Consider the following 26,011-nt stretch of genomic DNA (forward strand, 5'->3'; position numbering starts at 1 on the left):
AGGATGTAAAGCCTCACCCGCATGGAGATGGCCGATGTCGATCACCGTGTCCGCACTGCGCGAAACCGCCGCCGGCGAGCGGCGCGTCGCGATCACGCCGGAAGTGGCGAAGAAATTGCGCGGCAAGGGGCTGCGCGTGCTGCTTGAACACGGTGCGGGCGCCACGGCAGGTTTCCCTGATGCGGCGTATGCGGACGTCGAATTTGCCGATGCGGCACACGTGCTCGCGCAGGCCGACCTGTTGGCCTGCGTGTTGCCACCTGAAGACGATGTACTGGGCCGTTTGCGCGAAGGTGCCGTGGTGGTGGGGCAACTGCGACCGCATGGCGCGGCAGCGCGCATCGCATCGCTTGCGCAAAAGAAGCTGACCGCCTTCGCACTGGAACTGCTGCCGCGGACCACGCGTGCGCAGGCCATGGATGTACTGAGTTCGCAGGCCGCCGTAGCCGGTTACCGCGCCATGTTGATCGCCGCCGAGAGCGCGCCGAAATTCTTCCCGATGCTGACTACGGCGGCGGGTACGATCCGCCCCTCGCGCGTGCTGGTGATCGGCGCGGGCGTGGCGGGTCTGCAGGCGATCGCCACGGCGCGACGCCTGGGGGCGCAGATCGAGGGCTACGATGTGCGCCCGGAAACACGCGAGCAAGTGGAATCGCTGGGTGCGAAGTTTCTGGACCTGGGTGTAAGCGCCGCCGGCAGCGGCGGCTATGCGCGCGAACTGACCGCCGAAGAACGCGCAGCACAACAGCAAGCCTTGGCCGACCACCTGAAAGTATTCGACGTGGTGGTGACCACTGCCGCGGTGCCGGGACGTGCGGCACCGAAGATCCTCACGCTGGCCATGGTCGAAGGCATGAAGCCGGGTGCGCTGATCGTGGACCTTGCTGCAGAGAGCGGTGGCAATTGCGAACTGACGCATCCCGGCGAGCGCGTGGAGCACGGCGGCGTGACCATCCTGGGGCCGCTCAATCTTGCGGCCGGCGCGCCCTTGCATGCCTCGGAGATGTACGCGCGTAATATCTACAATTTTGCCGAACTGCTGGTCCGCGACGGCGCGCTACAGCCGGACTTCGATGACGAACTGGTGGCCAAGAGCTGCGTGACGCGCCAAGGCGAGATTTTGTTCACCGCGTAGTGTGCAGGCTGACGGCGAAGGCACTGTCATCAATGCCTGCCACGCGGCATGCCGAAGGCGCGCCCCGCGGGCAAGGTTGAGCCAGGCCCCATGTGTTGCAGCCACTGCCGCTTCTGCTCGGGTGACTGCTGCAGCCACCGCTGGCGCAGCGCTTCGCGCTGATTGGGCGGAAGCTGCTGGAAGCGTTTGAATGCTTCGTGCAACTGCTGCTGTTTCTCAGGCGGCAAGGTGTCATACAGATGCTGGTTCTGACGCGCTTGTTCGCGCTGCGCGGGGGTCATCTGCTGCCAGCGCTGGATGCGCTCGCGGATTTCCTGCTGGCGCTCGGGCGGGAGCTTCATCCACTCCTGCGTACGCTGGATCATGTGTTCCTGCCGTTGCGGCGGCAACGTGTTCCACTGCGATTGCAGCGGACCAAGCAGATATTGTTGCTGCGGATTCAAGCTGCTCCACGGACGAGAACCCTGTGCGTACGAGGGCACCGCGATCGCCAGACCGAGCAGAAAGACCAGCAGCGTTGGCAGACGTACTTTTCGTAGCAGCATGGATCAGCGTTTGGCCTGGCTGCTGTCGTTGGCAGCGAGCCAGCTGTAGAAATCGAGGTTCTGGTAAAGGCCGGGATCAGCCGTATCGGCACCAGGGGGCAGGTATTCATTGTCCTGCTCGGTGGCGGCGGCTTGTTTGCTGGCAGGCTGCGGTTGCGGCGACGGCTGCCAGATCATCAATACCGCCAACGCCATGGCTGCCAACGCACCGACCGGCACCAGCACGCGCGCGCGATGACGTGGCGAAGCATGCGCGGAAGCGGCCTCGAGGGCGGTGCGGCGTGCGGCGCGCAGGCGTCCGGCGGTAACCGGATCGATATTCTGGATGGCTTCCTGGTAGTGCGCGCGGACGCGTTGTTCAAATTGTTTGTCGGACGAGTTCATCGCCACTCCTCCAATTGCTCGCGCAGGTGTTGCATGGCCCGCGAAAGGTGAGTTTTCACGCTGCCTTCCGAGCAGCCCATCGCCATGGCGGTCTCCGCCACATCCAATCCTTCGAGCACCCGCAGGATGAAGGCTTCGCGCTGACGCTGCGGAAGCCGCTTCACCGCGGCAGCCATGTCTGCATAGGATTGTTCGCCATGCAGTTTCTCCAACGGGTCCGGACCGGTATCGGCCGGTTCCCAGGCCGGCAGCTCGTCGCCATCGTCGTCGTGGCCGCCACCCAGCCAGCCGACCACGATGGAGCGCACCTTGCGGCGGCGCTGCAGATCCACGATGCGCCGGCGCAGGATGCCCCAGAACAGTGGCGCCCATTCCCCGGCAGGCTTGCTGCGGTAATGCTTGACCAGGCGGAGCATCGCGTCCTGCACCGCATCCAGCGCGTCTTCGCGGTTGCCCAGGTGCAGTTCCGCCATGCGGAAGGCGCGCCGCTCCATGCCGGCCAGGAATGCATCCAGCGTGGCAGGGGCGGTCCGGCCATCCTGCGCAAGAAGTTCCGCTTCGAAAACGGCCGAGACGCTGTTCACGGCGCCATTCTCCGGATCGTCCGGGCGAGCATCCTGGGGCTCCATCTGTTCGACTCTCGCCATCAACGCGCAGCGCCTCTGCGCGTTGACTTTAGTGCCGGTTCGGCACGCGTCGCGCGCAGGCGAGGGGCGGGTTCCAAGGTGGCAAGGCCCCCGCCGGCCCGTGCATGCGGCGGAATGCCATGGATCGCAGCGTCCCGCTCACCGTATGATGCGGTGAATGTGACCGATTGGCGGGGGAAGCACATGCTGGACGGGTTCCTGGCGCTTTATGTCTTCATGCTGGCTGCGTTCACGGGCTACGAAATCATCGCGCGGGTGCCGGTGATCCTGCATACGCCGCTGATGTCTGGCTCCAATTTCATCCACGGCATTGTGCTGGTTGGGGCCATGATTGCGCTAGGTCATGCGCATACTTCGTTTGAACTTGCGATAGGTTTCATCGGTGTACTGCTGGGTGCCGGCAACGCGGCCGGCGGTTACGTGGTGACGGAGCGGATGCTGGAGATGTTCAAGACCAGCAAGCCCGGGCCGGCCCGCGGGGAGGCCAAGTGATGGCCTGGCCGCAGACGTTGATAGATTCTTGTTATTTCATCGCAGCCCTGCTGTTCATTCTTGGTCTGAAGCGCATGAGCTCGCCGCGCACCGCGCGTGGCGGCATCGTCTGGGCCGGCTTTGGCATGCTGCTGGCGGTGGTGGCTACCTTGCTGCTGCCGGACATGCAGAACCGCGGCCTGATCATTGCCGCTGTGCTGATCGGCGTGTCGGCGGCCTGGTGGTCGGGCCGGCGCGTGGCGATGACCGCCATGCCGCAGATGGTGGCGCTCTACAACGGCATGGGCGGTGGGGCGGCCGCGGCGATCGGCGCTTCGGAACTGGTCAGCCATGCGCAGGACCTTGCCGTTCGCGCGGTGGCGCCAAACACCTTTCCGCTGATGCCTGAAAGCTGGTCGCCGCTGCATGGCGCCACCGCCGTGGCGCTGCTGAGTCCGGTGGCGCTGGCGCTGGGGGTGCTTGGCGCGCTGATCGGCTCGGTGAGCTTTTCCGGTTCGCTGATTGCCTTCGCCAAGCTGCAGGGCTGGCTGGACAAGCGTTTCGTCTTTCCCGGCCAGCAAGTCGTAAACCTGCTGGTGCTCGCGGGCGCGGTGGGGATCGGCATCGTGCTGGCGACGGGCCACCTCACCCTTGGCCTGGTCGCTGCGTTCTTCGCGCTGGCGCTGTTGTTCGGCGTGCTGATGACGCTGCCGATCGGCGGCGCGGACATGCCGGTGGTCATTTCGCTCTACAACGCATTCACCGGCCTGGCAGTGGCGTTCGAAGGCTACGTGCTGCAGAACGAGGCCATGATCATTGCCGGCATGGTGGTCGGCGCCGCCGGCACCTTGCTCACGCAGCTGATGGCGAAGGCGATGAACCGCTCGATCGGCAACGTGCTGTTCGGCAGTTTCGGTGCGGCCGCAAGTGGCGGTACAGCGCAGGCCATCAGCGGCAGCCAGAAGCCGATCGAAGCGGCCGATGCCGCCGTGATGATGGCTTACGCCGAACGCGTGGTGATCGTGCCCGGCTACGGCATGGCTGTCGCCCAGGCCCAGCACAAGGTGTGGGAATTTGCGCAGTTGTTGATCGCGCGCGGGGTGAAAGTGAAGTTCGCGATCCACCCGGTGGCGGGCCGCATGCCGGGGCATATGAACGTGCTGCTTGCCGAGGCCGGCGTGCCGTACGACCTGATCGCGGACATGGAAGACATCAATCCGGAATTCCCTGTCACCGACGTGGCGCTGGTGATCGGCGCCAACGACGTGGTCAATCCGGTGGCGAAGACCGATCCGTCGTCGCCGATCTACGGTATGCCGATTCTCGACGTGGCCGAGGCGAAACAGGTGATCGTGGTCAAGCGCGGCAAAGGGACCGGCTTTGCGGGCATCGAGAACGCCTTGTTCTATGCCGACAACGCGCGAATGCTATACGGTGACGGCCAGGCTGCCGCCGGGCAGCTGGTAGCGCAGCTGAAAGCGCTGGACGGTTGACCCTAGCTTCTGCGTCGTGTGGCGGTCACCGCCGCCACCACGATGCCCGCCAGGCTCCAGGCGACATCAAGCTTGCTGAGGGCGAGGCGCGTGAAATCCAGCAGCATCGACCAGCCTGCAGTGCGCGCGGCGGCGAGCAGGCCGTAATCCGTCATCGCGGCAATCGTGACCGTGGTGATCAGCACGCGGATATACACGCTGGCTACCGCGGTGGCGAAGGCGGCCAGCAACGCGGCATTCCATTTCTTGCCGTGCACCCACTGCCTGATCGCGATGCCGAGCAGCCAGCCTGCGGGTATGGCCAGCCACGGCAGCGGCCGGTGCAAATACACGGTAGGCAACAGCCAGACGGCGCCGGCTGCCAAGCCCAGCATGATCGCGCAGCACAGGGCGACGCATTCGCCGACGATCTGGCGCACGGTCATGGACGGTCACTATGGATGGCGGGGAGCACAGTCACGCGGGTTCCTGCAGCAAAGCAAAGCGGTCATTTTAGCGTTACCGGGCCATCAACACGCCGTTCCGCTCTTGAGTTTCGGCCGATCAAGCCTGATGTGAAGGACAGTTCCTACCCGCGGCCGGCATAATAGAGGGCCGGAGCGCCGCCGGTCGGCCCTGCCTCCACGATTTTTCAAGAAACGACATGAGCGGTTTCAGTCTTAGCAGCGAGCCCTTCACCCTGGAACGGGATTGCAGCGCAGTGATGGTGCCCCAGGGCGAAAATGTGGTGCTGCCGGCCGGCCAGGTGGGCTACATCACGCAGGCGCTTGGCGGCAGTTTCACGGTGTACGTGGAAGGCAATCTGTTCCGAATCGCCGGCAACGACGCCGATGCGCTGGGCAAGGAACCGCCGCCGCCGCTACAGCTCCCCGATGATGCGACGGACGCCGACGTGGAAGCGCTGGTGTGGCAGCAATTACGTACCGTGTTCGATCCGGAGATTCCGATCAACGTGGTGGAATTGGGGCTGGTCTACGACGTGAGTCTGGAGACCAACGCACCCGAGCAGCGCAAGGTGTACGTGAAAATGACGCTCACCGCGCCGGGCTGCGGCATGGGCGATGTGCTGATCGACGATGCGCGCACCAAGCTGGAATTGATCCCGACGATCAAGGAAGCGGACGTCGACCTGGTGTTCGATCCGCCGTGGAATCATTCGATGATGTCGGATGCGGCGAAGCTCGAAACTGGCATGCTCTAAGAAAAGCGTAGAGATCTATCGGGCTCAGAACCGTATATCCGCCAGCATGTCTTCGAAATCGGGCGGGATGATTTGCTGGTGCCAGCGGCGCACGTTCGCCTTCACTTTCTTGATGTCGTTGCACAGCAAGGTATCGGCTTCGACCAGGCGCAGGAATCGTTTGAGCTTGGCGATTTCCTCGGAAAGCGAGCGCGCGGCCTCCTTGGGCGTACGAACCGAAAAGGGCGGCAGATTGAATTGGTCGCAAAATCTTTCCTGGACGTGCAGCAACTCCTGATCCAGTTCGCCGACCTGTTCTTTCAGGATATTGTTGTAATGCCGCAGGCGGCTTTCGCCGAGATTGTTGATCGCCGCCTGGTCGATGTGCTCCAGCTCCAGCTGCAGCTCCAGCAGTTTCAACAGGTCCTTCTTTTCATACGCTTGATTCACGCGCTGCATCAATGCCGTCTTGCGCTCGCGCTCAGCCGTGTCGGTTTCGCGATCGGGGTGCAGGGAGCTGGCCAGCTTGCGGTACACCTCGCGCAGTGACAGGTTGGTTTGCTCTTGCGCAGCGCGGGCTTTTTCTTCGGCCGCGGCTTGTTTTGGCGTCTTCTTGCGCTTGGACCGGTGATGCTCCTTGGCGGCTTCCCACTCCTTCTGCTGTTGTTCGATCTTTTCGCGGAAGTGCTCGGAGATGTCCTCCAACGAGATGACGTCATCGGGCATTTCGACACCGAAGACGTCTTCCATGGCTTGCTTCATCATGTCGCGCTCAGTCGCCATTTCACTGTCCAGGTCGCTGTCGGCGTGGCGGTTGTAGATGGCCTTGAGCGCTGCGTCGTCGAGTTTTTCGGCCAGGTCGCCCGCTATTTCGGCAATGATGTCCGAGATCAGCGCGCGCTCGGTCTTGGTCAGGCCCTTCTCGGAGTGGGCGCGGTCCAGCGCATGCACGAAACGGCTGAGCATGGCCTCCAGCTTTTTCGTCAGCGGGATCAGCTCGTCGACGACTTTATCCTGGATGCCGGGCGTCACCGCTTCCCAATCGCGCAGCTTGGCGCGGCGCTGTTCGATCTGCTTGATCAGCTGGTTGAAGGTTTGCTGCGCTTTGGAAAGGGCGCTGTCTTTCACCGCAGGCGTGATGACGACAGAGGTCTGATGCTTGGTCATGAAGTCCTGGCGATCGGTAGCGTGCAAGCGATGCGCTCAGCCTTGCACTTCCTCGAACCGGTTCGCATCGCGATTCTTGCGCACCTTGGCCGGGTCCCACACGCGGCCGTTCATGGCGATGTAAACGCCGTCGGGCAGCGTCTGCACCGCGGCCACTGCGCAGCCGATATTGAACACCGCGTCCGAGCCCTGGAAGCGCGCCGGATTCAACGCGCCGGTAAGCACGATCACCTTGCCTTTGATCGATGCCAGTTCCCGCGCGGTTTCCACCATGGTGTCGGTACCGTGCGTGACCAGTACGTGGCGGGCCGGTTGTGCTTCGATAGTGGAGCGGATCAGCGCACGATCTTCCGCGGTGATGTGCAGGCTGTCCTTGCGCAGGATCGGAATCACGTCGAACTGAAACGCCACGCCGAGCTGGTTGAGGATGTCGCCGATCTGCGGTGCGCCGATCTTGTAGTCCGACTTATCGTCGAAGTAGATCTTGTCGATGGTGCCGCCGGTGGTGACGATGGTCAGGTGCTGCATAGCGAGGGGCCGCGAAAGGAGTAGCTGCGCATTCTAGCCGCTGCAGGGGATCATTCCAGCAGCAGGCGGGTGTCTTCTTTGTCGATGTCGGAAAGCCGCAGCAGGCCATGGCCAAGGAATCGGCGCAGTGCTGCCGCCGGGCGCTTGTCGCCGTGGGCGGACGACCAGGCATCCTGGCGCGCCAGCAGTGCCGCTGCCGCGCAACGTGCCAGCGTGATGGCCACGCCGCGTGCGCCGGCCTCCAGCGCCGAGCGATCGATCCGCTTGCCATCCAGGTGCATCGCGGCAGCCTCCAGAGCCGCGTTCACGGTGAACGAAGCCTGCGTATTGTGCGCCGATCGCAACCATTGACCGATCAGCTTGCGCAGGGCGGCGAAGCTGTTGTGGCTGCCCAAGGCGCGCAGGCTATCGAGCGACAGGACATTGGTGGTGCCTTCCCAGATGGCGTACACCTGGGCGTCGCGCAGCAGGCACGGCAGGCCAGTGTCTTCGATGTAGCCGGCGCCGCCGAAACATTCCAGCGCTTCCGAGCAAAGGTTCACCGCCATCTTGCCGGTCCACAGTTTCGCCAGCGGCGTGAGCAGGCGCAGCGAATCGGTTTCCTGCGGCGAGGCGACACCTTGCTCGACACGCCCAAGCAACTGCGCCACTTCGAACACGAGCGCGAAGGCGCCTTCGAATTCGGCCTGCATGTCGGCAAGCGTTTGCGCATGCAAGGGCTGCTCCAGCAATGGACGTCCAAACGCCTGGCGCCGCCGTGCATAGTCGCGCGCAAGGCCGATCGCACGAGCCATGCTGGCGACGGCCCCGATCGCGTTCCAGGTGCGCGTGATGTTGAGCATCGGCGCGACCTGGCGCACGCCATGCGCGAGTTCGCCCAGCGGCCAGGCGGGCAAACCCTGCAGATGGATTTCCGCGGTCGGCAGCTCGTGCGTGCCGAGCTTGTCCTTCAGGCGGTCGATGACCAGTTCCGGCTTGCGTTCCTGGCCGTTCATCGTTTCCACATAGAACAGCGCCAGTGCGGCAGCGCCACCGTCGGCGCCTTCAGGCCGGGCGAGCGCCAAGGCCGCTTCGCCCACCACCGCAGAACTGAACCACTTGCGGCCATACAGGCGCCATTGGCCCTCGGCATCCTGCCTGGCCACGGTTTCGGTGTTGCTGACGTCAGAGCCGCCGGTGTTCTCCGTCATCCATTGTCCGGACAGCCAGAACTGGCTCGCGTCGCGGCTCAGGAAATGCGGTAAGGCGCGATCGATCAGCGCCTGGTTGCCGGAGGCCTTCAAGGCGGTGGCGGCGCCGTCGGTCATCGCCAGCGGGCAGGTGTAGAACTCGCTGGCGACGTGATAGACGTAGGCGCGCGCGAATTCTTCCAGCCGTGCGAATTCGTGCGCTTCGTGCCCTGACGCAAGCACGGCGTGGCGGGTGGTCAGTTCCGGACCTTCAAGCCAGGCGTGTGTCAGTTCGATGCGATCGACGCGGTGGCCCCAGGCGTCCCATTGCGTGAGCACCGGTTTGCGGCGCGTGCTGCGGCGGCTGCGTTCAAACGCCATCAGGGCGTAGTCGCCCAGCGCATCGAGATCGGCGTCCAGCGCGGGGCGTCGTTCTTTCGGTAGCACGCGATCGAGCAGGGCGGTCAGCAAGCGATCGCTGCGGTACGGATGGGCAAGCTGCGGGGCGTCTTGCAGGAATCCCATGGCGTTCACCTCGGCAAACACGTCAGTTGGATACAAGACTCAGGCGCGCTTGGCTTTCACGCCAGCACCCAACGCAGTGATCAATACCAGGGCGAATCCTACCTCCAGCAGCGCGGGAACACGTTCCTGTGCTGAACTCCAGCTTTCGGCGACGCCGTGGCAAAAGTAGAACAGGCTGAGCATGCCGGCCCACAGCAAGGCGCGGGGTGCCTTGCCGATCGCCAGGAATGGAAGCAGCAAGGGAATCACCGACAGCCCCAGCGCGAGCCAGATCGGCACGCGCTGCGGCGGAAACAGCCATGCATACCACGCGCATTGCAGCAGGATCAGCGCGATCCATGCGGCCATGCCGATGCGATGGGTCATGCTCATGCGCCGGCCGCCAGCTTGTGCGCGGTATCCGCCAGCCGCCGGCCGAGCGCGCGCGCCAGTTCGCGCTCATGCTCGCTGATGGCGTTCTCGCCCTTGGTGCCAGCCACGTGGCTGGCACCGTACGGCGTGCCGCCGCTCGATGTGTGGCTGAGCGCAGGTTCCGTATACGGAATGCCCAATAGCAGCATGCCGTGGTGGAGCAAGGGCAGCGCCATGCTCAGCAAGGTCGATTCCTGACCGCCATGCATGGTGCTGGTGACGGTGAAGACGGCGGCGGGCTTGCCGACCAGCGCGCCGCTGGCCCATTCGGCGCCGGTGCTATCCAGGAAATGCTTCAAGGGCGCGGCCATGTTGCCGAAGCGAGTCGGGCTGCCCAGCGCCAGTCCGGCGCATTCCTGCAGATCCTGCCGCGTGACGTAGGGCGCGCCTTCGTCGGGTTCCGGCGGCTGCGCCACTTCGGTCACCGGAGCTACCGGCGGTACCTGGCGCAGGCGGGCGCGCATTCCCGGGATTTCCTCCACGCCGCGGGCGATCAGGCGCGCCAACTGGGCGGTATGGCCGGTGCGGCTGTAGTACAGGATCAGGATGTCGCTCATCGTTTGGGGCATTCGTCCGGGATGGGGTAGTGTACGGGGCAGATCAGGGATGTTGGCCACATAGACGTATGAACCTGCGTATCGACCGCGACCGCACCATGAGCTTGGGCCGTTTCTTGTGGCGGCGCTTTCTCGACGACAAATGTTTCGAGACGGCCGGTGCGCTTTCCTATACCACGCTGGTCTCGCTGGTGCCGCTTACGGTGGCTGTGCTGACGATGTTTGCGGCGTTTCCGATGTTCAAGGAAGAGCGCGATACGCTGATCAATTTCGTCTTCAACAACTTCGTGCCGGCGGCGGGCGAGACGGTGCAGAGCACCCTGCTCGAATTTGCGTCCAATGCGCGCAAGCTCACCGGCATCAGCATCCTGGTGATGCTGTTCAGTGCGGTGTCGATGATGATCAGCATCGAAGATCGCCTCAATCGCATCTGGCAGGTGCCCAATCACCGCCCCTGGGGGCCGCGCCTGCTGCTGTATTGGGCCGCGCTCACGCTGGGGCCGGTGCTGGTGGTCGGCGGTATTGCGGTGACTTCCTATGTGGCGGCTGTACCGATGCTGCGCGATGCCGGCGAACAGCTGGGCATCGGGCAGGAGCTATTGAAGGCGCTGCCCTTGCTGGTGACCTTTCTCACGCTGTGGCTGATGTACACCACCATCCCGAATCGGCGCGTCAGCAAAAGGCACACCGCGATCGGCGCCGCGTTGGGTGCGGTGCTGTTCGAAATCGCCCGCTGGGTGTTCACGAACTATGTGCAGAGCGCGCACAACTATCAGGAAATATACGGTGCGCTGGCGATCATTCCACTGCTGCTGTTGTGGATCTACCTGTCGTGGGTGATCGTGATCCTGTGCGCGTCGCTGTCGGCCTCGCTGTCCGCATTCGAATATCAAAAGCCGTGCGATGCGATGCCGGAAGGTTCGGAGTTCCTCGGCTTGCTGGTGGTATTGCGCCATCTGGTGGATGCGCAGCGCGCCGGACGTTGCGTGGATCAGCTGGCCATCCGCGAGGCAGAACCTTGCCTGCGCAGCGAGGCGATCGCCACGTACTTCGACGACCTGATTCGCGCAGGCCTGATCCACCGCAGCGAAACCGGCGGCTGGTCGCTGGTGCGCAGCCTGGACAGCACCGACCTGCTGCACATCTACCAGCACAGCGGCTATCGCTTGCCCTTGAATCCGGCCGAGCAGATCGCCGCATCCGGCCTCAACTTGCCGCCGGAGCTGCTGTCGTTGCTCACCCGTCTGGCACATACGCTGGATACCACCCTGGGTACCCGCCTGGACAAGGTTTATCCTGTCCGCACTCCGCCGACGCCGACGCGGCCGGTGTCACACACGCAGGAATCGGAAACATGAAGTGGTTTGCATCGTCCCTGTTGCTGGCGGCATGCCTGTTGGCTGCCCCCGTTTACGCCGCCATGCCGGCGCAGCCTTCACTCAAGGTGACGACGCTGGATGGCAAGCCGTATGACATGACGGCCGAGCGGGGCCACTGGGTGATCGTGAACTTCTGGGCGACCTGGTGCGTGCCGTGCATCAAGGAACTGCCGGAGATTTCGCAATACGTGAAGACGCACCCGAATGTACGCGCGATCGGCATCGCTTACGACGATACCGATCCCGCTGACATTCGCGCCTTCCTGGGCAAGCACCCGGTAAGCTTTCCGGTGGCGCAGGTCACCATGGACAAGCCGTTGAAGGACTTCGACGAGCCGCTGGGCTTGCCGACCACCTACCTGATCGGGCCGGACGGCAAGGTGGCCAAGCATTTCATGGGGCCGGTAACGCCGGCTTCGCTGAGCGCCGTCATCGGGCAATAAGCGTATGCGCAGCGTGCGTTTCGTGGTCAGTGGCAAGGTGCAGGGCGTATTTTTCCGCGCCAGCACGCGCAACGAGGCACGGCGTCTGGGCTTGCATGGACACGCACGCAATCTCACCGATGGCCGGGTCGAGGTGATCGCCCATGGCGGCGATGAGGCCCTGCGTGAACTGGAACAGTGGCTGTGGCAGGGGCCACCGGCTGCGCAAGTGGTAGAAGTCGTTCGCACCGCGCACGAGGGCGAGGTGCAGCAGGGCTTTTTTGTTTTCTAGCGGCTTATGCCCGCCCGCCTAAGGATGCTCTGATTATTCAGCGTAGGCCGCAGCGGCCTGCGGTGGATTAAATCAGAGCATCCTAAAGATCGATGTCGCTGGGCGGACGGCCGATGCGATACCGCGCGCTGATCGCCAGCACGGCACGGCGAAAATCTGCGGCGAAGCCTTGCACGTCGAACAGCGCATGTGCGCCGCGCTGCTGCGTAATGTGCCGACGCAAGGTCGCCAACGCTTGCGGATCGTTGCCCAGGGCGGTGGCCATGCCGATGAACGAGGTGTTGTCGCCCATGATCAGTTCGGGCAGCCCCAGGTAATGCAGCAGGCTGGTCACCGTGCGGGATGCCATGGTTTCGCCGGTGCGGGTGAGCACCGGGCAGCCGGCCCACAGCGCATCTGAAGCCGCCGCGCGTGCGTTGACGGGCAGCGTATCCAGGTACAGATCCACGTGCGTGTAGCGTGCCAGATATTCGGGGTAAGACAGTTGCGGCATGAAGATGAGGCGCTCGGGGTCCACGTCGAGCGCGAGCGCGGCCTTGCGCAGATGGTCGTCCGTATTCGCCGGTCCGCTCATCAGCCACAGTACGCTGCCGGGCACGTGCTGCAAGATCAGCATGCAGCGCGCAAACACGGCCGGATTGATCGTATGCGTCTCATTGAAGCAGGCGAACACGATGCCGTTTTCCGGCAGGCCGCATGCTGCTCGCGTGGGAACCTCGGCCGCGGTGCGATTCGGATCGTTCGGTTGGTGGCAGCGCGGAAGGCGGACCACCTTTTCGCTGACGTGTTCGCGCAGTTCACGTGGTAGTGTGATCGCGTCGGTAAGCAGGTAATCCACCCATGGCGCGCCGGAGCTGCCTGGGTAGCCCAGCCAAGCCGCCTGGATGGGTGCCGGACACAAGGCCATCAGCTCGGCGTTGCCGCGGCTGCGATAACCGTTGAGGTCGAACAGCACTTCAATCGCGGTGCCGTGAATGCGTTGGGCGACCTGGACCCGGTTCAATGCCGAAACGTCGTGCAGCGTCGCGACGGTGGAAAGACGGCGGCGTACGGTACTGCCGTCGTCCGGCGTGGTGGCAAACAGATGGATGTCCAGATCGCTATCGGACAAGGCTTCCAGGATGGCAACAAGGTGCTGGCTGAAAGCGGATTCGTTGGGGCCTTCCATCAGCATGCCGACGCGGATCGGCGTGTCCGGCATCGGCAGCGCGTGGCGCAGATTCAATTGCTGGCGGAACGCGGATGCCTGATTTTCGATCGCCGCTGCATAGGTTTTCGCGCAGCGCAACTGCAACGCTGCATCGACATCCTCGCAAAGAAAAGCGAAGGGGTGGATGCCCGGCCTGTCTTCGGAGACGGCATGGATCACGCGCTCACTGAGCGCATCGATGTCCTGCCAGCGGCACAGGCGCCGGCGCACGAACAGCAATTGCCCCATGATCGGGACCGAATCGGGCGCGCGTGCCAGCGCTTCGGTGAAAGCATCGTGCGCGGCGCTGAGATCGCCGGCTTCGTCCAGCATCAGGGCGGCCTGGAACACATGCTGCACATGGGTTGGCGCCAGCTTGCCGGCCTGCAGCAGCGAAGCGGCGCCTTCTTTGGGCCGGCGTTGCAGGTGTAGCAAGTGGCCGAGCATGGCGTGTGCAACCTCCGCCTGTGGCGCTTGCTGCAGCACCTGGCGCGTCAACGCTTCGGCGTCGGCAAAACGCCCCAGTTCCATTTCCGCCGCGGCAAGATTGAGACGCAAGGCAGGATGCTGCGGCGTGCGCTGTACGGCCTGCGCAAACGCATCGCGCGCCTGGCCGTGCTGGCCGGTAGACATGTACGCCGTGCCCAGCGTCTGCAGCAAGGCCGGATGCCCCGGTGTTTTCGCCAGCGCCTTCTGCAAGCGCTCGATGGCGGCGCCGACACGGCCGTCGGCCATGGCGAGGCTGGCGAGGTTGCACTGCAATTCGACATCGTTCGGCGCGAGTTCCGCCGCGCGATTCAGCGCCGTCTGCGCCTCGCGGCGGCGGCCAAGGCGCAGCAGGGCGACGCCATGCAAACGAATCAGCTCGGCCGATACCGGAAAGTGCCGCCGCGCCATGGCCGCGAAGTGTGCCGCATCCTCGTTGGCATCGCGCCGCAGCAACTCCTCGAGTTTCTGCAAGGTCAAGGCGATATCGGAGAGCGGGGCGTCGGTCATTGGCTGGCAGCAGTGAAGCAGGATGTAAAGAAGGCTGCCATCAGCGCCGGCATGATGAGCTGGTACGACAGGGCCCCTGTTGACCCATTCTAGATTGGGTTAGCGCAGGGTAACCCAACCAAGCTCCCGGAAATCGATTGACGTGCCGGGTTATGCCGCCGGTCCGGCGAGCGATTTCAGCTCGTCGGCCTGATGCTCCCGGGTCAGCGCGCCGAATAGCTCGTCCAGGTGGCCCTGCATCACATCGGGCAGGTTGTGCAGGTCCAGTCCGATGCGGTGGTCGGTGATCAGGTTGTCCTTGTAGCGGTAGGTGCGGATGCGCTGGCTGCGATCGCCGGTGCCGACCTGCAACCGCCGCGACTGTGCCTGTTCGGCGGTCTGCTTGGATTGCGCCTCGTCGAGCAGGCGCGCCTTGAGCAGGCTCATCGCGCGCGCGCGGTTTTTGTGCTGGCTGCGTTCGTCCTGGCATTCCACCACGATGCCGCTGGGCAGGTGGGTGATGCGGATGGCCGAATCGGTCTTGTTGACGTGCTGGCCGCCCGCGCCGGAAGCACGGAAGGTGTCGATCTTCAGGTCGGCCGGCGCAATGGCGATGTCTTCGATTTCATCCAGTTCCGGCAGCACGGCCACGGTAGCGGTGGAGGTGTGCACGCGGCCCTGCGATTCGGTCAGCGGCACACGCTTGACGCAGTGCACGCCTGATTCGAACTTGAGCCGGGAATAGGCGCCCTTGCCTTCGATGCGCGCGATGATTTCCTTGTAGCCACCGTGCTCACCGGGATTTTCGCTGAGCACGTCCACCTGCCAACGCTGGCGTTCGGCGTAGCGGGTGTACATGCGGAACAGGTCGCCGGCAAAGATGGCCGCTTCGTCGCCGCCGGTACCCGCGCGTACTTCCAGGAACAGGTTGGCTTCGTCGCGAGGATCCTTGGGGATCAGCAACTTTTGCAGTTCGTCGTCGAGCTGGACGAGGCGCGCTTCCAGGCGCGCGATGTCTTCAGCGGCCATGTCGCGCAGTTCGGGATCGTCCAGCATGGCGCGCGCGTCGGCGAGTTCGCGCTCGGTGTTCGCCAGTTCGCGCATGGCGTCGGCGACCGGCTGCAGTTGCGCGTACTCGCGCGACAGTTCGCGAAAGCGCGTGTTGTCGGCCAGCACGTCGGGCTGGCCGAGCAGCAGGGCTAGCTCCTCGTGGCGTTCGACGGTGGCTTCGAGTTTGCTGCGAATGGAAGGTGTCATGGTTTTCCTTGGCGTCATGCCCGCGCACGCGAAAGTCCACGTTGCGCCTGGCGAAAAACGAGGGTGGACTCCCGTTTGGCGGGAATGACGCGTTTAAGCGAAGCGACGTCGTGAAGGGTGAGCGGAATGTGCGAAAACTTGCGTAGCGCGGCAGCCAGCCGCTCTCGCTACTCGTCGCTCGTGTCTGCTTTTTCGTCTTCGCCCAGGCCGTACAGCCGGCCGGCGGCATGCAGCAGATCGTGGTCGCCGCTCAGGGTGGCTTCGCGCAGCCGCGCGCTGGGATGGTGCAGCAATTTGTTGGTCAAGGTGTTGGCGAGGAACGCCAAGGCTTCATCCGGTGATTTGCCGCGCGCGAGCATCGTGCGCGCTTTTTCCAGCACCTGGTCGCGATAGATTTCGGCATGCGCACGCAGGTCCACGGCAGGATTGCGCACGGTCAGCGCACGGCGCCAAGCCATGTAGCGTTCGACTTGCAGATCGATGATCGCATCGGCTTCGCGAGCGGCGGTTTCGCGCGAGCGGCGGTTGTCATCGATGACCTGGCGCAGGTCGTCAATGCCGTAAAGATAGACGTCCGTCAGCTCACCGACCGCGGGTTCGATATCGCGCGGTACGGCAATGTCGACCATGAACATCGGTTTGCGGCGGCGTGTGGCGATGGCCTTTTCAACCATGGCGCGCGTCAGCACGGGCTGTCGTGCGGCGGTGGAAGCGATCACGATGTCTGCTTCGGCCAGATGTTGCGGCAGATCGTGCAAAGCGATGGCGTAACCGCCGTGGCGGCTGGCCAGTTCCTGCGCGTTCTCCAGCGTACGGTTGGCCACGATCAAGCGGCGGACTTGTTTTTCGGCCAGATGGCGTACGGCCAACTCGATGGTGTCGCCTGCGCCGATCAACAGTACGCAAGCCTGGTGCAGATCCGTAAAAACACGTTCGGCCAGCCGCACCGCCGTGAAGGCCACCGACACGGTGTGTGCACCGATGCGTGTATCGGTGCGTACGCGCTTGGCTACGGCGAACGTGTGCTGCAGCAGGCGATCCATCGGAGTCTTCAGCGCGCGGGCGTCGCGCGCCTGCTGATAGGCATCCTTGACCTGACCAAGAATTTGCGGCTCGCCCAGCACCATGGAATCCAGCCCGGTGGCGACTCGAAACATATGTCTCACGGCCGCTTCGTCATCATGGCGATACAGGAACTCGTCAAGCTTGCCGGGAGTCAGACGGTGATGGCGGCCAAGCCACTCTTGCGGAACGCTTTCTGCGCCTGCGGCGACGCTGACGTAAAGTTCGGTACGGTTGCAGGTGGACAGGATCAGCGCTTCGTCGACGCCGGGCTCGCGTGCAAGTTCGCGCAAGGCGGCGCTGGTCGCATCCTCGTCAAACGCCACCTGTTCGCGCAGGCTGACCGGCGCGGTGAGGTGGTTGAGCCCGAGGGCGATCAGCTTCATGACGTGATGCGAGTTGGGGGCGACGGGCGTTGGCCAGCGTAGACTAGTGTATGCCCGGCAACGGCCGGACCGGATAGATAGGGTTGGAGGAATAGTGTGCTGAGCGGAACGGTCGAGTTCAAGCAAGTGCGGCGGATTGTAGCTGGAGGATTGGTCGTGCTTGGGCTGGCCGGATGTGCGGCAGTACCTCAGCGGTCGGGCGCCCCTTCGAACGCGTTTGCGCAGCCGCTGGCGCGGATGGTGGTGGCGACGCCGGATATGGATCACGACTTGCTGGCGCAGCTGCTGGCTGGTGAATTGGCGTTGTCGAGCGCCGATCTCAAGGCCGCCTCGCAGGCTTATGACAAGGCGATGATGATTTCCAGCGATCCCGAGGTAGCCAGCAAAGCTGCCGCCTTGGGTATCGCCATCCACGACCCGGATGCAGCGCAACGCGCCATCGATCGCTGGCAGAAGCTGGGCGCGACGCCCGCGCAGCTGGCGCAGGCGCGGGCTCAGCTGGCGGTGGAGCAGGGGCAGACGGAGGAAGCGCGCCGCCAGCTGGCGTTGCTGATCGCCAGCGGCGACAAGGATGCCTGGCGCATGTTCGGCCGTGTGCTGATCGGTAGCCGTGATCCCGCGCTGGCCGGGACCCTGCTCGAGTCCCTGGCCACGCCCGACCGTCTGCCGGCCGATCCCAAGGCCTGGCTGGCGATGAGTGAACTGGGCGAACAATTGAACCGCCATGCGTACGCGCAGCAGATCGCCGACGGCGCGCTGAAGCGCTTCGGTACCGCCGAGACGTACGCGTGGGCCGCGCAGCTGAAGCTTAACAATGGCGATCGCAGCGGCGGTCTCAACCTGCTGCGCCAGGCGCAGGTGAAGGATCCGAACAATATCGGCCTGCGGCTTACTTATGCATCTCTGCTTGGACAGAGCGGCCAGTACGCCCAGGCTACGCACCTGCTCGAAAAAGGCCCGCAGAACGCGCAGACCTATGCGTTGCGTGCCGCCCTGGCCGCCAACGCCAAGGACAACAAGGCACTGGGGCAGGTCTATACGCAGCTGTCACAAGCGCCCGACGACGTACGCAACGCCAGCGCCTACCTGCTCGGCCAGCTCGCCGAAGTGCTCGGGCGCAAGGAAGAAGCGCTGAAGTGGTACGACCAAGTGCCGGATGATGACGAGCATGCCTTTGATGCGGATTTGCGCAGTGCCATCCTGCTGCAGGATCTGGGGCGAAGCGCCGAAGCGCATCAGCAACTGGCCGAAATGCAGACCGATTACCTCGACCAGCCTGCGCAGTTGCGTCGCGCGTATGAAGTGGATGCCGATCTTTACCTGCGCGAAAAGCGTTACAGCGAAGCGATCGATTCCTTCACCCACGCGTTGCAGGTGGCGCCGGATGATCCTGACCTGTTGTACGGACGCGGTCTGGCGTATGCGGAGATCGGCAAGATCGACCCTGCCGTGGCGGACTTCCGTAGGCTGCTGGAACTAAAGCCTGGCGACATCGACGCCAGCAATGCGCTGGGCTTCACGCTTGCCGACGCGGATCGTGATCTATCGGAAGCGGAGCAGCTGATCGCCGCGGCACGCGCGGCCAAACCGAATGACCCGTCGATTGCCGATTCGTGGGGTTGGCTGCAGTACCGGCTCGGTCATCTGGATCAAGCCGTAAGCGTGCTGCGCAGCGCGTGGCAGACCGGCAAGGATGCCGACGTCGGTGTCCATCTCGGCGAGGTGTTGTGGAAACAGGGCCATCACGACCAGGCGCAGCGAGTGTTTGATCAGGTGCGCCAGATGGACCCGCATAACGTCACCCTGCAACAAACCTTGAAGCGGCTGGAGCCATGAAATTTTCCCTTCGTGTTTTTGCAGCGCTCGCGCCGCTGCTGCTGGCGGCGTGCGCAACCACGCCGTCGTTGGTGCGCAACAAGGGCGATGCGGCGGCCATCGCACAGCAGGAGGCGCGCGAGAAGGCCTTGGCGAATGCCGATCATTGGGTGCTTCAGGGCAAGCTGGGCATTTACAACGCTCAGGATGGCGTCAGCGGCCCATTTACCTGGACGCAAGACGGCAATCACTACGAGTTCGTTTTCCGCTTGCCTATTTCCGGCAAGAGCTACCGACTGACCGGCGGCCCGGACGGGGCGGAACTGGATGGCGCCGAAGGTGGCCCGCAATACGGGCCGGATGCCGAGAGCCTGATGCGCCGAGCGTTGCATTGGGAGGTTCCGCTCGACGAACTGCGTGCCTGGGTGCTTGGTTTGCGCGCGCAAGGTGCTCAGGCTGACCTGAGTTTCGGCAATGATCGCCTGCCCTCGGTACTGGTGCAGGATGGCTGGACCGTGAGCTATCCCGCCTGGGACACGACCCGGCAGCCGCCGTTGCCGTCGAAGGTGTTTGCGGAAAAAGCGCCGTACAAGGTGAGGTTGGCGGTCGAATCGTGGAGTTTGCAGTGAACGCTTCGCAACAGGCAGATTCAGGGAGTGCACCGGTGTCATTTCATGTTCAACGCGCCACCGCCGCGCATATTGACGTCATCTGCGAGATCGAGCGCGAGGCGGTGCAGTTGTTCCGCGATCATCCGGCCTGGCGGTTCTATGCCCGCCTGTCCATTCCGAAAGATTTGCTGGCCGAAGAAATCCGACGTGGCTTCGTCTGGGTGGCGGTAGACGAAGCGAGCGGCGACGTGGTGGGTTTCGTCTGGCTCGACGTGGCGCTGCATGGCGATGTCGTCGGCGTCGCCGAGATCGACGTGCTGCCCGCATTCCATCGACGCGGTATCGGCTCGGCGCTGCTTGAGCATGCATGCGCGTGGGCGCAGGAAAAAGGCTATCGCCGGATCGACCTGGGCACGCTGCCCGACGTGCCGTGGAATGCGCCGTTCTACGCCAGGCATGGCTTTGTGGTGGCGGACAAGAACGACCCCGCCTACGCCTATGCACGCGAACGCGACCACGAAAACGGGTTTCCGGACGAACTGCGCGTGTTCATGTCGCGCACGCTAGCGGCCTGAGCGCACACGTGCGTCAGCAATTTGAATTGACACGCATGGCGTTCACCGGCCACAATTTTCTTTCTTTGTTCCCCGGTCGCTAGGCTGAGCCAGGGGCAAAATGCCAACACATACTGGGGCGTCGCCAAGCTGGTTAAGGCACGGGATTTTGATTCCCGCATGCGCAGGTTCGAATCCTGCCGCCCCAGCCATTTTTCACCGGGGGGTCGTTCGACCCCCTGTTTGTGCAGTCATAAGGATGGATTGCCTCACCTCGGGCACTTGTGTGCTCGATGTTTTTCAAGCTCCATTCGGATGTGTACCGGAGGAGCGGTTGGAGGGAGCCGGGATTGCGCCTTCAACCGTACGCTGACTCAATGGCCTGGTTCTGAGGAAACAACCGTGGATACGTCCAGCCCGATGCTGTTTACCGGCAATGCGCACCGTGCCCTGGCCGAAGATATCGCCCATCGTCTGGGAATCCCGCTGGGCAAGGCCCTGGTCGGCAAGTTCAGCGATGGCGAAGTGCAGATCGAGATCGAAGAGAACGTCCGCCGCCAGGAAGTGTTCGTGCTGCAGCCCACCGGTGCGCCGAGTGCGGAGAACCTGTTCGAATTGCTGACCCTGGTCGACGCGCTCAAGCGCGCCTCGGCGGCCAGTGTCACGGCGGTGATTCCTTACTTTGGCTACGCCCGCCAGGATCGCCGTCCGCGCTCGGCGCGCGTGCCGATCACCGCCAAGCTGGTCGCGCGCCTGATCGGCACCGCCGGCGTGGATCGCGTGCTTACGGTCGACCTGCATGCGGACCAGATCCAGGGCTTCTTCGATGTGCCGGTGGATAACGTCTATGCCTCGCCGATCCTGCTGGCGGACATCTGGCGCAGCTACAGCATGGACGACCTGATCGTGGTCAGCCCGGACGTGGGCGGCGTGGTGCGTGCACGCGCCATCGCCAAGCGCCTGGACGACGCGGATCTGGCCATCATCGACAAGCGCCGTCCCAAGGCCAACGTGGCCACGGTGATGAACATCATCGGCGACGTGGAAGGCAAGACCTGCGTGATGGTGGACGATATCGTCGACACTGCCGGCACCCTATGCGCTGCCGCTGCCGCCCTGAAGGAACGCGGGGCTCGCAAAGTGGTGGCTTACTGCGTGCACCCGGTGCTGTCCGGCGCGGCGATCCGCAATCTGGAGGGCTCCCAGCTCGACCAGCTGGTAGTCACCAATACCTTGCCGTTGCGCGACGATGCCAAGAATTGCGCCAAGATCCGCCAACTTTCAGTGGCGGAGCTGCTGGCTGAGACCATTCGCCGTATCGCGTTCGGCGAGTCGGTCAGCTCGCTGTACATCGATTAAGCCATCTGCGTGGCGCCGGTGAGAGCCGGCGCTGGCGGCTTTCGTCGGAAAGGCCGCAGATCCCCGCTGTTTCGTGCTGGTAGCCGGCCAAATGGGCGGCTACCGCGCTTTTTCTGTATACTTGCACGCTTTTCCACCCGCATCCGCGGGTATTCCGGCTCTCCTGGTCGCGGGGGAGTCAGTCCGGTCGCCGTGAGGCGGCTTTCAACTCCAAGGCAATACCCATATGGCCAAGACTCATGAAATCGCGGCACAGGCCCGCAACGACGAGGGGAAAGGTGCGAGCCGCCGCCTGCGTCGCGCGTCCTTCGTGCCCGCAGTGGTTTACGGTGCGAATCAGCCCGCACAGAGCATCCAGATCGAACACAACACCATCCTGCTTGCCGCCAGGCACGAGTGGTTCTTCTCCTCGGTGCTGGATCTGAACATCGATGGCAAGGTGCAGAAGGTGCTGGTGCGCGACTGGCAAAAGCATCCGTTCAAGCAGCAGATGCTGCACATGGACTTCCAGCGTATCAATGAGAACGAGGCGATCCGTGTCAACGTGCCGCTGCACTTCCTGAACCAGGAAAAGTCCCCGGCTGGCAAGACCGCTGGCGTGGTTATCTCGCACAACCTCAACGAAGTGGCCATTTCCTGCTTGCCGAAGGATCTGCCGGAGTTCATCGAACTCGACCTGGCCGACCTGAAGCCCGGCGACATCATCCACTTGTCGCAGCTCAAACTGCCGACGAACGTGGAGATTCCGGAGCTGCACCTGGGCGTCGATCACGACGTGGCCGTGGTCACCGCCGTGACCGTGCAGGAGGAAGTCGACGAAGCACCGGCTGCCGAAGGTGCCGAAGGCCAGGCCGCCGCCGAGGCTCCCAAGGAAACCAAGAAGTAATCCGCTTCAGGCTTCCGCCCCCTCTCCCTCCGGGGAGAGGGCTCGGGTGAGGGGCCAATCCTGCGGCCAATTCCCACTGATCCATGGCAGGCCTACGACTCATCGTCGGACTGGGCAATCCCGGTACCGAATACCTCAGAACCCGGCACAACGCCGGGTTCTGGTTTGTTGACGCCCTGGCATCGGGCCAGAACGAGCGTTTCGGTTTCGACGGCAAGCTGCATGGCGAAACCTGCAAGCTGCGTATCGGCGGCGAACCGGTGTGGGTGTTGAAGCCGGCCACATTCATGAACAAGAGCGGCCTCGCCGTGGCCGCCGCGTTGCGCTACTACAAGATCGAGCCGGAAGCATGCCTGGTCGCGCACGACGACCTGGATCTGCCCGCCGGCACCGTGCGCCTCAAGTTTGATGGCGGCCACGGCGGCCAGAATGGCTTGCGTGACATCATGGCCCATCTGGGGCATGGCAAGTTCCATCGACTGCGTCTGGGCATCGGTCATCCCGGGCACAAGGATCAGGTCACGCCATGGGTGCTGGGTCGGCCTTCGGCCAAGGACGAGGACGCCATGCTCGACGGCGTCGCCCGTGCACTGAATGTGCTGCCGCTGGCGGTTGAGGGGCAGTTCGACAAGGCCATGCAGCAGCTGCACACGCCTGCGAAGCCTTGAACGGCCCGTCGCCGTTTACTATTTCGTTTTTCACTTCCTAATTCCCGGATCAAGAAACCATGGGCATCAAATGCGGCATCGTCGGCTTGCCTAACGTCGGCAAATCCACCTTGTTCAACGCGCTGACCAAGGCGGGCATTGCCGCAGCCAACTTCCCGTTCTGCACGATCGAGCCGAACGTGGGCGTGGTGCCGGTGCCTGATCTGCGCCTCAACGAACTGGCCGGTATCGTCAAGCCGCAGAAAGTGGTGCCCACGGCAGTGGAGTTCGTCGATATCGCGGGCCTAGTGGCGGGTGCTTCGAAGGGTGAGGGCCTGGGGAACAAGTTCCTGTCACATATTCGCGAGGTCGACGCGATTGCACATGTAGTGCGCTGTTTCGAGCATACGGACATCGTGCACGTGGCCGGCAAGGTCGACCCCATCGCGGACATCGAAACCATCGATACCGAGCTGGCGCTGGCGGATCTGGATTCGGTCGAAAAGGCGCTCAATCGCGCCGAGCGCGCCGCCAAGGCCAACGACAAGGAGGCGCTTGCCAAGAGGCCGGTATTGCAAAAACTCGCGGCCGCGCTCAACGAAGGCAAGTCGGCGCGCAGCATCGGCCTGGATGAGGAGGAAAAGGCGCTGGTGCGCGATTTGTTCCTGCTCACCCTGAAGCCGCTGATGTATATCGCCAACGTGCGCGAGGATGGTTTCGAAAACAATCCGCACCTCGATGCCGTGCGGCAGCGTGCGGCGGGCGAGGGCGCCGAAGTAGTGCCGGTTTGCGCCGCCATCGAAGAAGAGCTGGCCCAGCTCGACGACGCCGATCGCGATGAATTCCTCAAGGACCTCGGCCTGGAAGAACCTGGCCTCAATCGTGTCATTCGCGCCGGCTACAAGCTGCTCAACCTGCAGACTTACTTCACCGCCGGCGTCAAAGAAGTGCGCGCGTGGACTGTCAAGCGCGGTGCCACCGCACCGCAGGCGGCGGGCGTGATCCACACCGATTTCGAGCGCGGTTTCATCCGCGTCGAAACGGTGTCCTACGACGACTTCATCCAGTACAAGGGCGAAGCCGGCGCCGCCGCGGCCGGCAGGCTGCGCAAGGAAGGCAAGGAGTACATCGTCAAGGATGGCGATGTGTTGCACTTCTTGTTCAACGTCTGAGCTGGTTCGTCATTCATGCAATAAGGGCGAAATCATGCGGCTTCGTTCTGCCCGTCCGCGCGGCTCGGTAGAATTGAGCCATGTCCGCAGGATCTCCCGGTCGCTTGCTCATACGGCTCGCGCAATCCGATGACGCGCGAGCCATCGGCGCCCTGAGTCGCCGCGTAGTGCGGCAATGGATACTGCCGGATCAGCCGCGCAAAGCAGGGCAGGCATTGCTCATGCGTCTCACGGCCAGGGCAATCCGGCAGAAGATCATGGAAGGCCAGCGGTTTCATCTGGCTTTTCTGGGTGAGGTGCTGGTGGGGATCGCGAGCATGCGCGATGACCGTCATCTCGTGCATTTTTTCGTGGGCACGCGCTATCAGGGGCGAGGCGTCGCCCGCCGTCTTTGGCAACACGCTTGCCGGGATGCCATTCGCCGCGCGGATACCCGCCGCTTCACCCTCAACGCCACGCGTTGCGCGGTGCCCGTTTATCTTCGCCTGGGCTTTCGCGCGGATGGCCCGGAACGGCCTTCGCCCAACGGCGTCCTCAGTACGCCGATGACCCTGCGACTGCCGGCGAAGGTGGCCAAGCGGGCATAATGCCGCCTTCACGTTTGACGTACCCGCCGGAGACTGCATGTCAGGCCAGCAACACGAAGTGACCTTCCGTTTCCTCGCCCAGCCCACCGACGTCAACTTCGGCGGCAAGGTGCATGGCGGCATGGTGATGAAATGGATCGACCAGGCAGGCTACGCCTGCGCCGTGGGCTGGAGCGGGGCGTATTGCGTGACGGCGGCGGTCAGCGGCATCCAGTTCGTCAAGCCGATCTTGATTGGCGACCTGGTCAGCGTACGGGCCAAGTTGATCTACACCGGCACGTCCAGCATGCAGATGGCGGTGGATGTGCTGGCCCGCGATCTGCGCAGCGGCGATGAGCGCCTGGCTACCAGTTGCGTGATGGTATTCGTGGCATTGGACAAGCCAGAAGGCAAACCTACCCCGGTGCCGCAGTGGACACCACGCGACGACAATGAACGCCGTTTGCAGGAGCAGGCGCGGCATTTGCTGGAGATTTCCAAGAACATGGCGCAGTTGGTGGATACGCGCGGTGCAGGAAACGACTGAAACACGATTTGAGTTCGCGCGGGAAGGTGCGTAAAACCGGCTGTTTCGCTCGCCAAGGTGTTGACACATCAGGCCCCGATCCACACAATAGCCGTTCTTTGTTGGAGGGATACCCAAGCGGCCAACGGGGGCAGACTGTAAATCTGCTGGCTTACGCCTTCGGTGGTTCGAATCCACCTCCCTCCACCAGTCGATTTGTGGGTAACCGCAACGGGACTGGAAAGTAGATCGCAAAAGCGCTTGTCTGTGCTGATGCGGTTCGACAGACGAGTTCCGCACAGGGCGGGAGTAGTTCAATGGTAGAACCTCAGCCTTCCAAGCTGATGGTGCGGGTTCGATTCCCGTCTCCCGCTCCATTGATCTCGTCACTTGAGTTTTTTGTGCTCATGTAGCTCAGTCGGTAGAGCACTTCCTTGGTAAGGAAGAGGTCGCTGGTTCGATTCCAGTCATGAGCACCACGCATTGCTGGCTGCAAGCGGTATCGCCTGATAGCCCGGTTAGATTTCCTTATCACTCAGACTCCATTGGGATGTAGCGCTCATGGCAAAGGGTAAATTCGAACGCACCAAGCCGCACGTGAACGTGGGCACGATCGGTCACGTGGACCACGGCAAGACGACGCTGACGGCGGCGCTGACGAAGGTTGGTGCGGATCGTTTTGGCGGTGAGTTCAAGGGCTA

General features: G+C 63.4%; 29 protein-coding genes and 4 tRNA genes. 21 read left to right on the top strand and 12 right to left on the bottom strand.

Annotated features, from left to right (window positions below):
* The first annotated feature begins 34 nt into the window (after positions 1-34).
* On the top strand, positions 35-1,135 hold the full coding sequence (locus tag VMA74_RS01855) for an NAD(P) transhydrogenase subunit alpha (RefSeq protein WP_325364256.1): 1,101 nt from the start codon (positions 35-37) through the stop codon (positions 1,133-1,135).
* A 29-nt stretch (positions 1,136-1,164) separates the two neighbouring features.
* Here VMA74_RS01855 and VMA74_RS01860 read toward each other — a convergent pair whose 3' ends face one another.
* The 3 genes from VMA74_RS01860 to VMA74_RS01870 are packed head-to-tail and all read right to left on the bottom strand — an operon-like array spanning position 1,165 to position 2,693.
* Positions 1,165-1,680: a DUF3106 domain-containing protein gene (locus tag VMA74_RS01860; protein ID WP_325364258.1), complete on the bottom strand. Its 516-nt coding sequence runs from the start codon at positions 1,678-1,680 to the stop codon at positions 1,165-1,167.
* A 3-nt stretch (positions 1,681-1,683) separates the two neighbouring features.
* Positions 1,684-2,064, bottom strand: coding sequence for a DUF3619 family protein (locus VMA74_RS01865; protein ID WP_325364259.1), 381 nt, complete (start codon positions 2,062-2,064; stop codon positions 1,684-1,686).
* Positions 2,061-2,693, bottom strand: a complete 633-nt coding sequence (locus tag VMA74_RS01870) for an RNA polymerase sigma factor (RefSeq protein ID WP_325364293.1) — start codon at positions 2,691-2,693, stop codon at positions 2,061-2,063. Before VMA74_RS01870 ends, VMA74_RS01865 begins: the two co-directional genes overlap by 4 nt.
* Positions 2,694-2,894: 201 nt before the next feature.
* Here VMA74_RS01870 and VMA74_RS01875 point away from each other — a divergent pair, with 201 nt between their 5' ends.
* Both VMA74_RS01875 and VMA74_RS01880 read left to right on the top strand, forming a co-directional pair.
* The gene (locus VMA74_RS01875) at positions 2,895-3,203 is read left to right on the top strand and encodes an NAD(P) transhydrogenase subunit alpha (RefSeq protein ID WP_325364261.1); all 309 of its coding nucleotides are present in this window, start codon (positions 2,895-2,897) and stop codon (positions 3,201-3,203) included.
* Positions 3,203-4,675 carry an NAD(P)(+) transhydrogenase (Re/Si-specific) subunit beta gene (locus VMA74_RS01880; RefSeq protein WP_325364262.1) on the top strand — a complete coding sequence of 491 codons (1,473 nt, stop codon included), beginning with the start codon at positions 3,203-3,205 and terminating at the stop codon, positions 4,673-4,675. The genes VMA74_RS01875 and VMA74_RS01880 overlap by 1 nt, the downstream gene beginning before the upstream one ends.
* A 2-nt stretch (positions 4,676-4,677) precedes the next feature.
* Here the strand turns inward: VMA74_RS01880 and VMA74_RS01885 are convergent, their stop codons facing one another.
* The gene (locus VMA74_RS01885; protein WP_325364263.1) at positions 4,678-5,100 is read right to left on the bottom strand and encodes a hypothetical protein; all 423 of its coding nucleotides are present in this window, start codon (positions 5,098-5,100) and stop codon (positions 4,678-4,680) included.
* Positions 5,101-5,318: 218 nt separating this feature from the next.
* On the opposite strand from VMA74_RS01885, the gene sufT reads away from it, so the two are divergent.
* A complete protein-coding gene (sufT, locus tag VMA74_RS01890; protein ID WP_325364264.1) occupies positions 5,319-5,876 on the top strand; it encodes a putative Fe-S cluster assembly protein SufT in 558 nt (185 codons plus the stop codon).
* Positions 5,877-5,900: 24 nt separating this feature from the next.
* On the opposite strand, the gene VMA74_RS01895 is transcribed toward sufT, so the two are convergent.
* Genes VMA74_RS01895 through wrbA form a run of 5 tightly spaced genes read right to left on the bottom strand, consistent with a single transcriptional unit; the run spans position 5,901 to position 10,224 of the window.
* On the bottom strand, positions 5,901-7,049 hold the full coding sequence (locus tag VMA74_RS01895) for a J domain-containing protein (protein ID WP_325364265.1): 1,149 nt from the start codon (positions 7,047-7,049) through the stop codon (positions 5,901-5,903).
* A 9-nt stretch (positions 7,050-7,058) separates the two neighbouring features.
* On the bottom strand, positions 7,059-7,550 hold the full coding sequence (locus VMA74_RS01900) for an asparaginase domain-containing protein (protein WP_325364267.1): 492 nt from the start codon (positions 7,548-7,550) through the stop codon (positions 7,059-7,061).
* Positions 7,551-7,600: 50 nt separating this feature from the next.
* The gene (locus VMA74_RS01905) at positions 7,601-9,244 is read right to left on the bottom strand and encodes an acyl-CoA dehydrogenase family protein (protein WP_325364269.1); all 1,644 of its coding nucleotides are present in this window, start codon (positions 9,242-9,244) and stop codon (positions 7,601-7,603) included.
* A gap of 39 nt (positions 9,245-9,283) precedes the next feature.
* Positions 9,284-9,616 (bottom strand): DUF2069 domain-containing protein, encoded by a 333-nt coding sequence (locus tag VMA74_RS01910; RefSeq protein ID WP_325364271.1) that lies wholly within the window; start codon positions 9,614-9,616, stop codon positions 9,284-9,286.
* Entirely contained in the window at positions 9,613-10,224 is a 612-nt protein-coding gene (gene wrbA / locus VMA74_RS01915; protein ID WP_414649539.1) for an NAD(P)H:quinone oxidoreductase, read from the bottom strand. The genes VMA74_RS01910 and wrbA overlap by 4 nt, the downstream gene beginning before the upstream one ends.
* Positions 10,225-10,280: 56 nt before the next feature.
* Between wrbA and VMA74_RS01920 the strand changes: the two genes are divergently transcribed.
* Genes VMA74_RS01920 through VMA74_RS01930 form a run of 3 tightly spaced genes read left to right on the top strand, consistent with a single transcriptional unit; the run spans position 10,281 to position 12,305 of the window.
* On the top strand, positions 10,281-11,570 hold the full coding sequence (locus tag VMA74_RS01920; protein WP_325364274.1) for a YihY family inner membrane protein: 1,290 nt from the start codon (positions 10,281-10,283) through the stop codon (positions 11,568-11,570).
* Entirely contained in the window at positions 11,567-12,034 is a 468-nt protein-coding gene (locus VMA74_RS01925) for a TlpA disulfide reductase family protein (RefSeq protein ID WP_325364275.1), read from the top strand. The genes VMA74_RS01920 and VMA74_RS01925 overlap by 4 nt, the downstream gene beginning before the upstream one ends.
* Positions 12,035-12,038: 4 nt before the next feature.
* Positions 12,039-12,305, top strand: a complete 267-nt coding sequence (locus VMA74_RS01930) for an acylphosphatase (RefSeq protein WP_325364276.1) — start codon at positions 12,039-12,041, stop codon at positions 12,303-12,305.
* 82 nt (positions 12,306-12,387) lie between these two features.
* On the opposite strand, the gene VMA74_RS01935 is transcribed toward VMA74_RS01930, so the two are convergent.
* The 3 genes from VMA74_RS01935 to hemA form a co-directional block, all read right to left on the bottom strand.
* A complete protein-coding gene (locus tag VMA74_RS01935) occupies positions 12,388-14,490 on the bottom strand; it encodes a tetratricopeptide repeat protein (protein WP_325364277.1) in 2,103 nt (700 codons plus the stop codon).
* Between the two features lie 150 nt (positions 14,491-14,640).
* Positions 14,641-15,726 (bottom strand): peptide chain release factor 1, encoded by a 1,086-nt coding sequence (prfA, locus tag VMA74_RS01940; protein ID WP_325364278.1) that lies wholly within the window; start codon positions 15,724-15,726, stop codon positions 14,641-14,643.
* Positions 15,727-15,893: 167 nt separating this feature from the next.
* Positions 15,894-17,174, bottom strand: a complete 1,281-nt coding sequence (gene hemA / locus VMA74_RS01945) for a glutamyl-tRNA reductase (RefSeq protein WP_325364279.1) — start codon at positions 17,172-17,174, stop codon at positions 15,894-15,896.
* A 96-nt stretch (positions 17,175-17,270) separates the two neighbouring features.
* On the opposite strand from hemA, the gene VMA74_RS01950 reads away from it, so the two are divergent.
* The 14 genes from VMA74_RS01950 to VMA74_RS02015 all read left to right on the top strand — a co-directional run.
* Positions 17,271-19,010: a tetratricopeptide repeat protein gene (locus VMA74_RS01950; protein ID WP_325364280.1), complete on the top strand. Its 1,740-nt coding sequence runs from the start codon at positions 17,271-17,273 to the stop codon at positions 19,008-19,010.
* A complete protein-coding gene (lolB, locus tag VMA74_RS01955; RefSeq protein ID WP_325364281.1) occupies positions 19,007-19,618 on the top strand; it encodes a lipoprotein insertase outer membrane protein LolB in 612 nt (203 codons plus the stop codon). The genes VMA74_RS01950 and lolB overlap by 4 nt, the downstream gene beginning before the upstream one ends.
* A gap of 35 nt (positions 19,619-19,653) precedes the next feature.
* Entirely contained in the window at positions 19,654-20,175 is a 522-nt protein-coding gene (locus VMA74_RS01960; RefSeq protein WP_325364282.1) for a GNAT family N-acetyltransferase, read from the top strand.
* A 114-nt stretch (positions 20,176-20,289) separates the two neighbouring features.
* Positions 20,290-20,366, top strand: a tRNA-Gln gene (locus tag VMA74_RS01965).
* A 208-nt stretch (positions 20,367-20,574) separates the two neighbouring features.
* On the top strand, positions 20,575-21,513 hold the full coding sequence (locus tag VMA74_RS01970; RefSeq protein WP_325364295.1) for a ribose-phosphate diphosphokinase: 939 nt from the start codon (positions 20,575-20,577) through the stop codon (positions 21,511-21,513).
* Between the two features lie 226 nt (positions 21,514-21,739).
* Positions 21,740-22,399, top strand: coding sequence for a 50S ribosomal protein L25/general stress protein Ctc (locus VMA74_RS01975; protein ID WP_325364283.1), 660 nt, complete (start codon positions 21,740-21,742; stop codon positions 22,397-22,399).
* 83 nt (positions 22,400-22,482) lie between these two features.
* The gene (gene pth / locus VMA74_RS01980) at positions 22,483-23,067 is read left to right on the top strand and encodes an aminoacyl-tRNA hydrolase (RefSeq protein ID WP_325364284.1); all 585 of its coding nucleotides are present in this window, start codon (positions 22,483-22,485) and stop codon (positions 23,065-23,067) included.
* A gap of 59 nt (positions 23,068-23,126) precedes the next feature.
* Positions 23,127-24,218 (top strand): redox-regulated ATPase YchF, encoded by a 1,092-nt coding sequence (ychF, locus tag VMA74_RS01985; protein WP_325364285.1) that lies wholly within the window; start codon positions 23,127-23,129, stop codon positions 24,216-24,218.
* Between the two features lie 80 nt (positions 24,219-24,298).
* Positions 24,299-24,805 carry a GNAT family N-acetyltransferase gene (locus tag VMA74_RS01990; protein WP_325364287.1) on the top strand — a complete coding sequence of 169 codons (507 nt, stop codon included), beginning with the start codon at positions 24,299-24,301 and terminating at the stop codon, positions 24,803-24,805.
* A 37-nt stretch (positions 24,806-24,842) separates the two neighbouring features.
* Entirely contained in the window at positions 24,843-25,331 is a 489-nt protein-coding gene (locus tag VMA74_RS01995) for an acyl-CoA thioesterase (RefSeq protein WP_325364289.1), read from the top strand.
* A gap of 103 nt (positions 25,332-25,434) precedes the next feature.
* Positions 25,435-25,520 (top strand) — tRNA-Tyr (locus VMA74_RS02000).
* 93 nt (positions 25,521-25,613) lie between these two features.
* Positions 25,614-25,687, top strand: a tRNA-Gly gene (locus tag VMA74_RS02005).
* 26 nt (positions 25,688-25,713) lie between these two features.
* Positions 25,714-25,789, top strand: a tRNA-Thr gene (locus VMA74_RS02010).
* A gap of 82 nt (positions 25,790-25,871) precedes the next feature.
* Positions 25,872-26,011: GTP-binding protein (locus VMA74_RS02015; RefSeq protein WP_324947786.1), on the top strand; the 140-nt coding region annotated here is incomplete at its 3' end.

Source organism: Dyella sp. (assembly GCF_035508675.1).
Taxonomy (GTDB): Bacteria; Pseudomonadota; Gammaproteobacteria; order Xanthomonadales; family Rhodanobacteraceae; genus Dyella_B.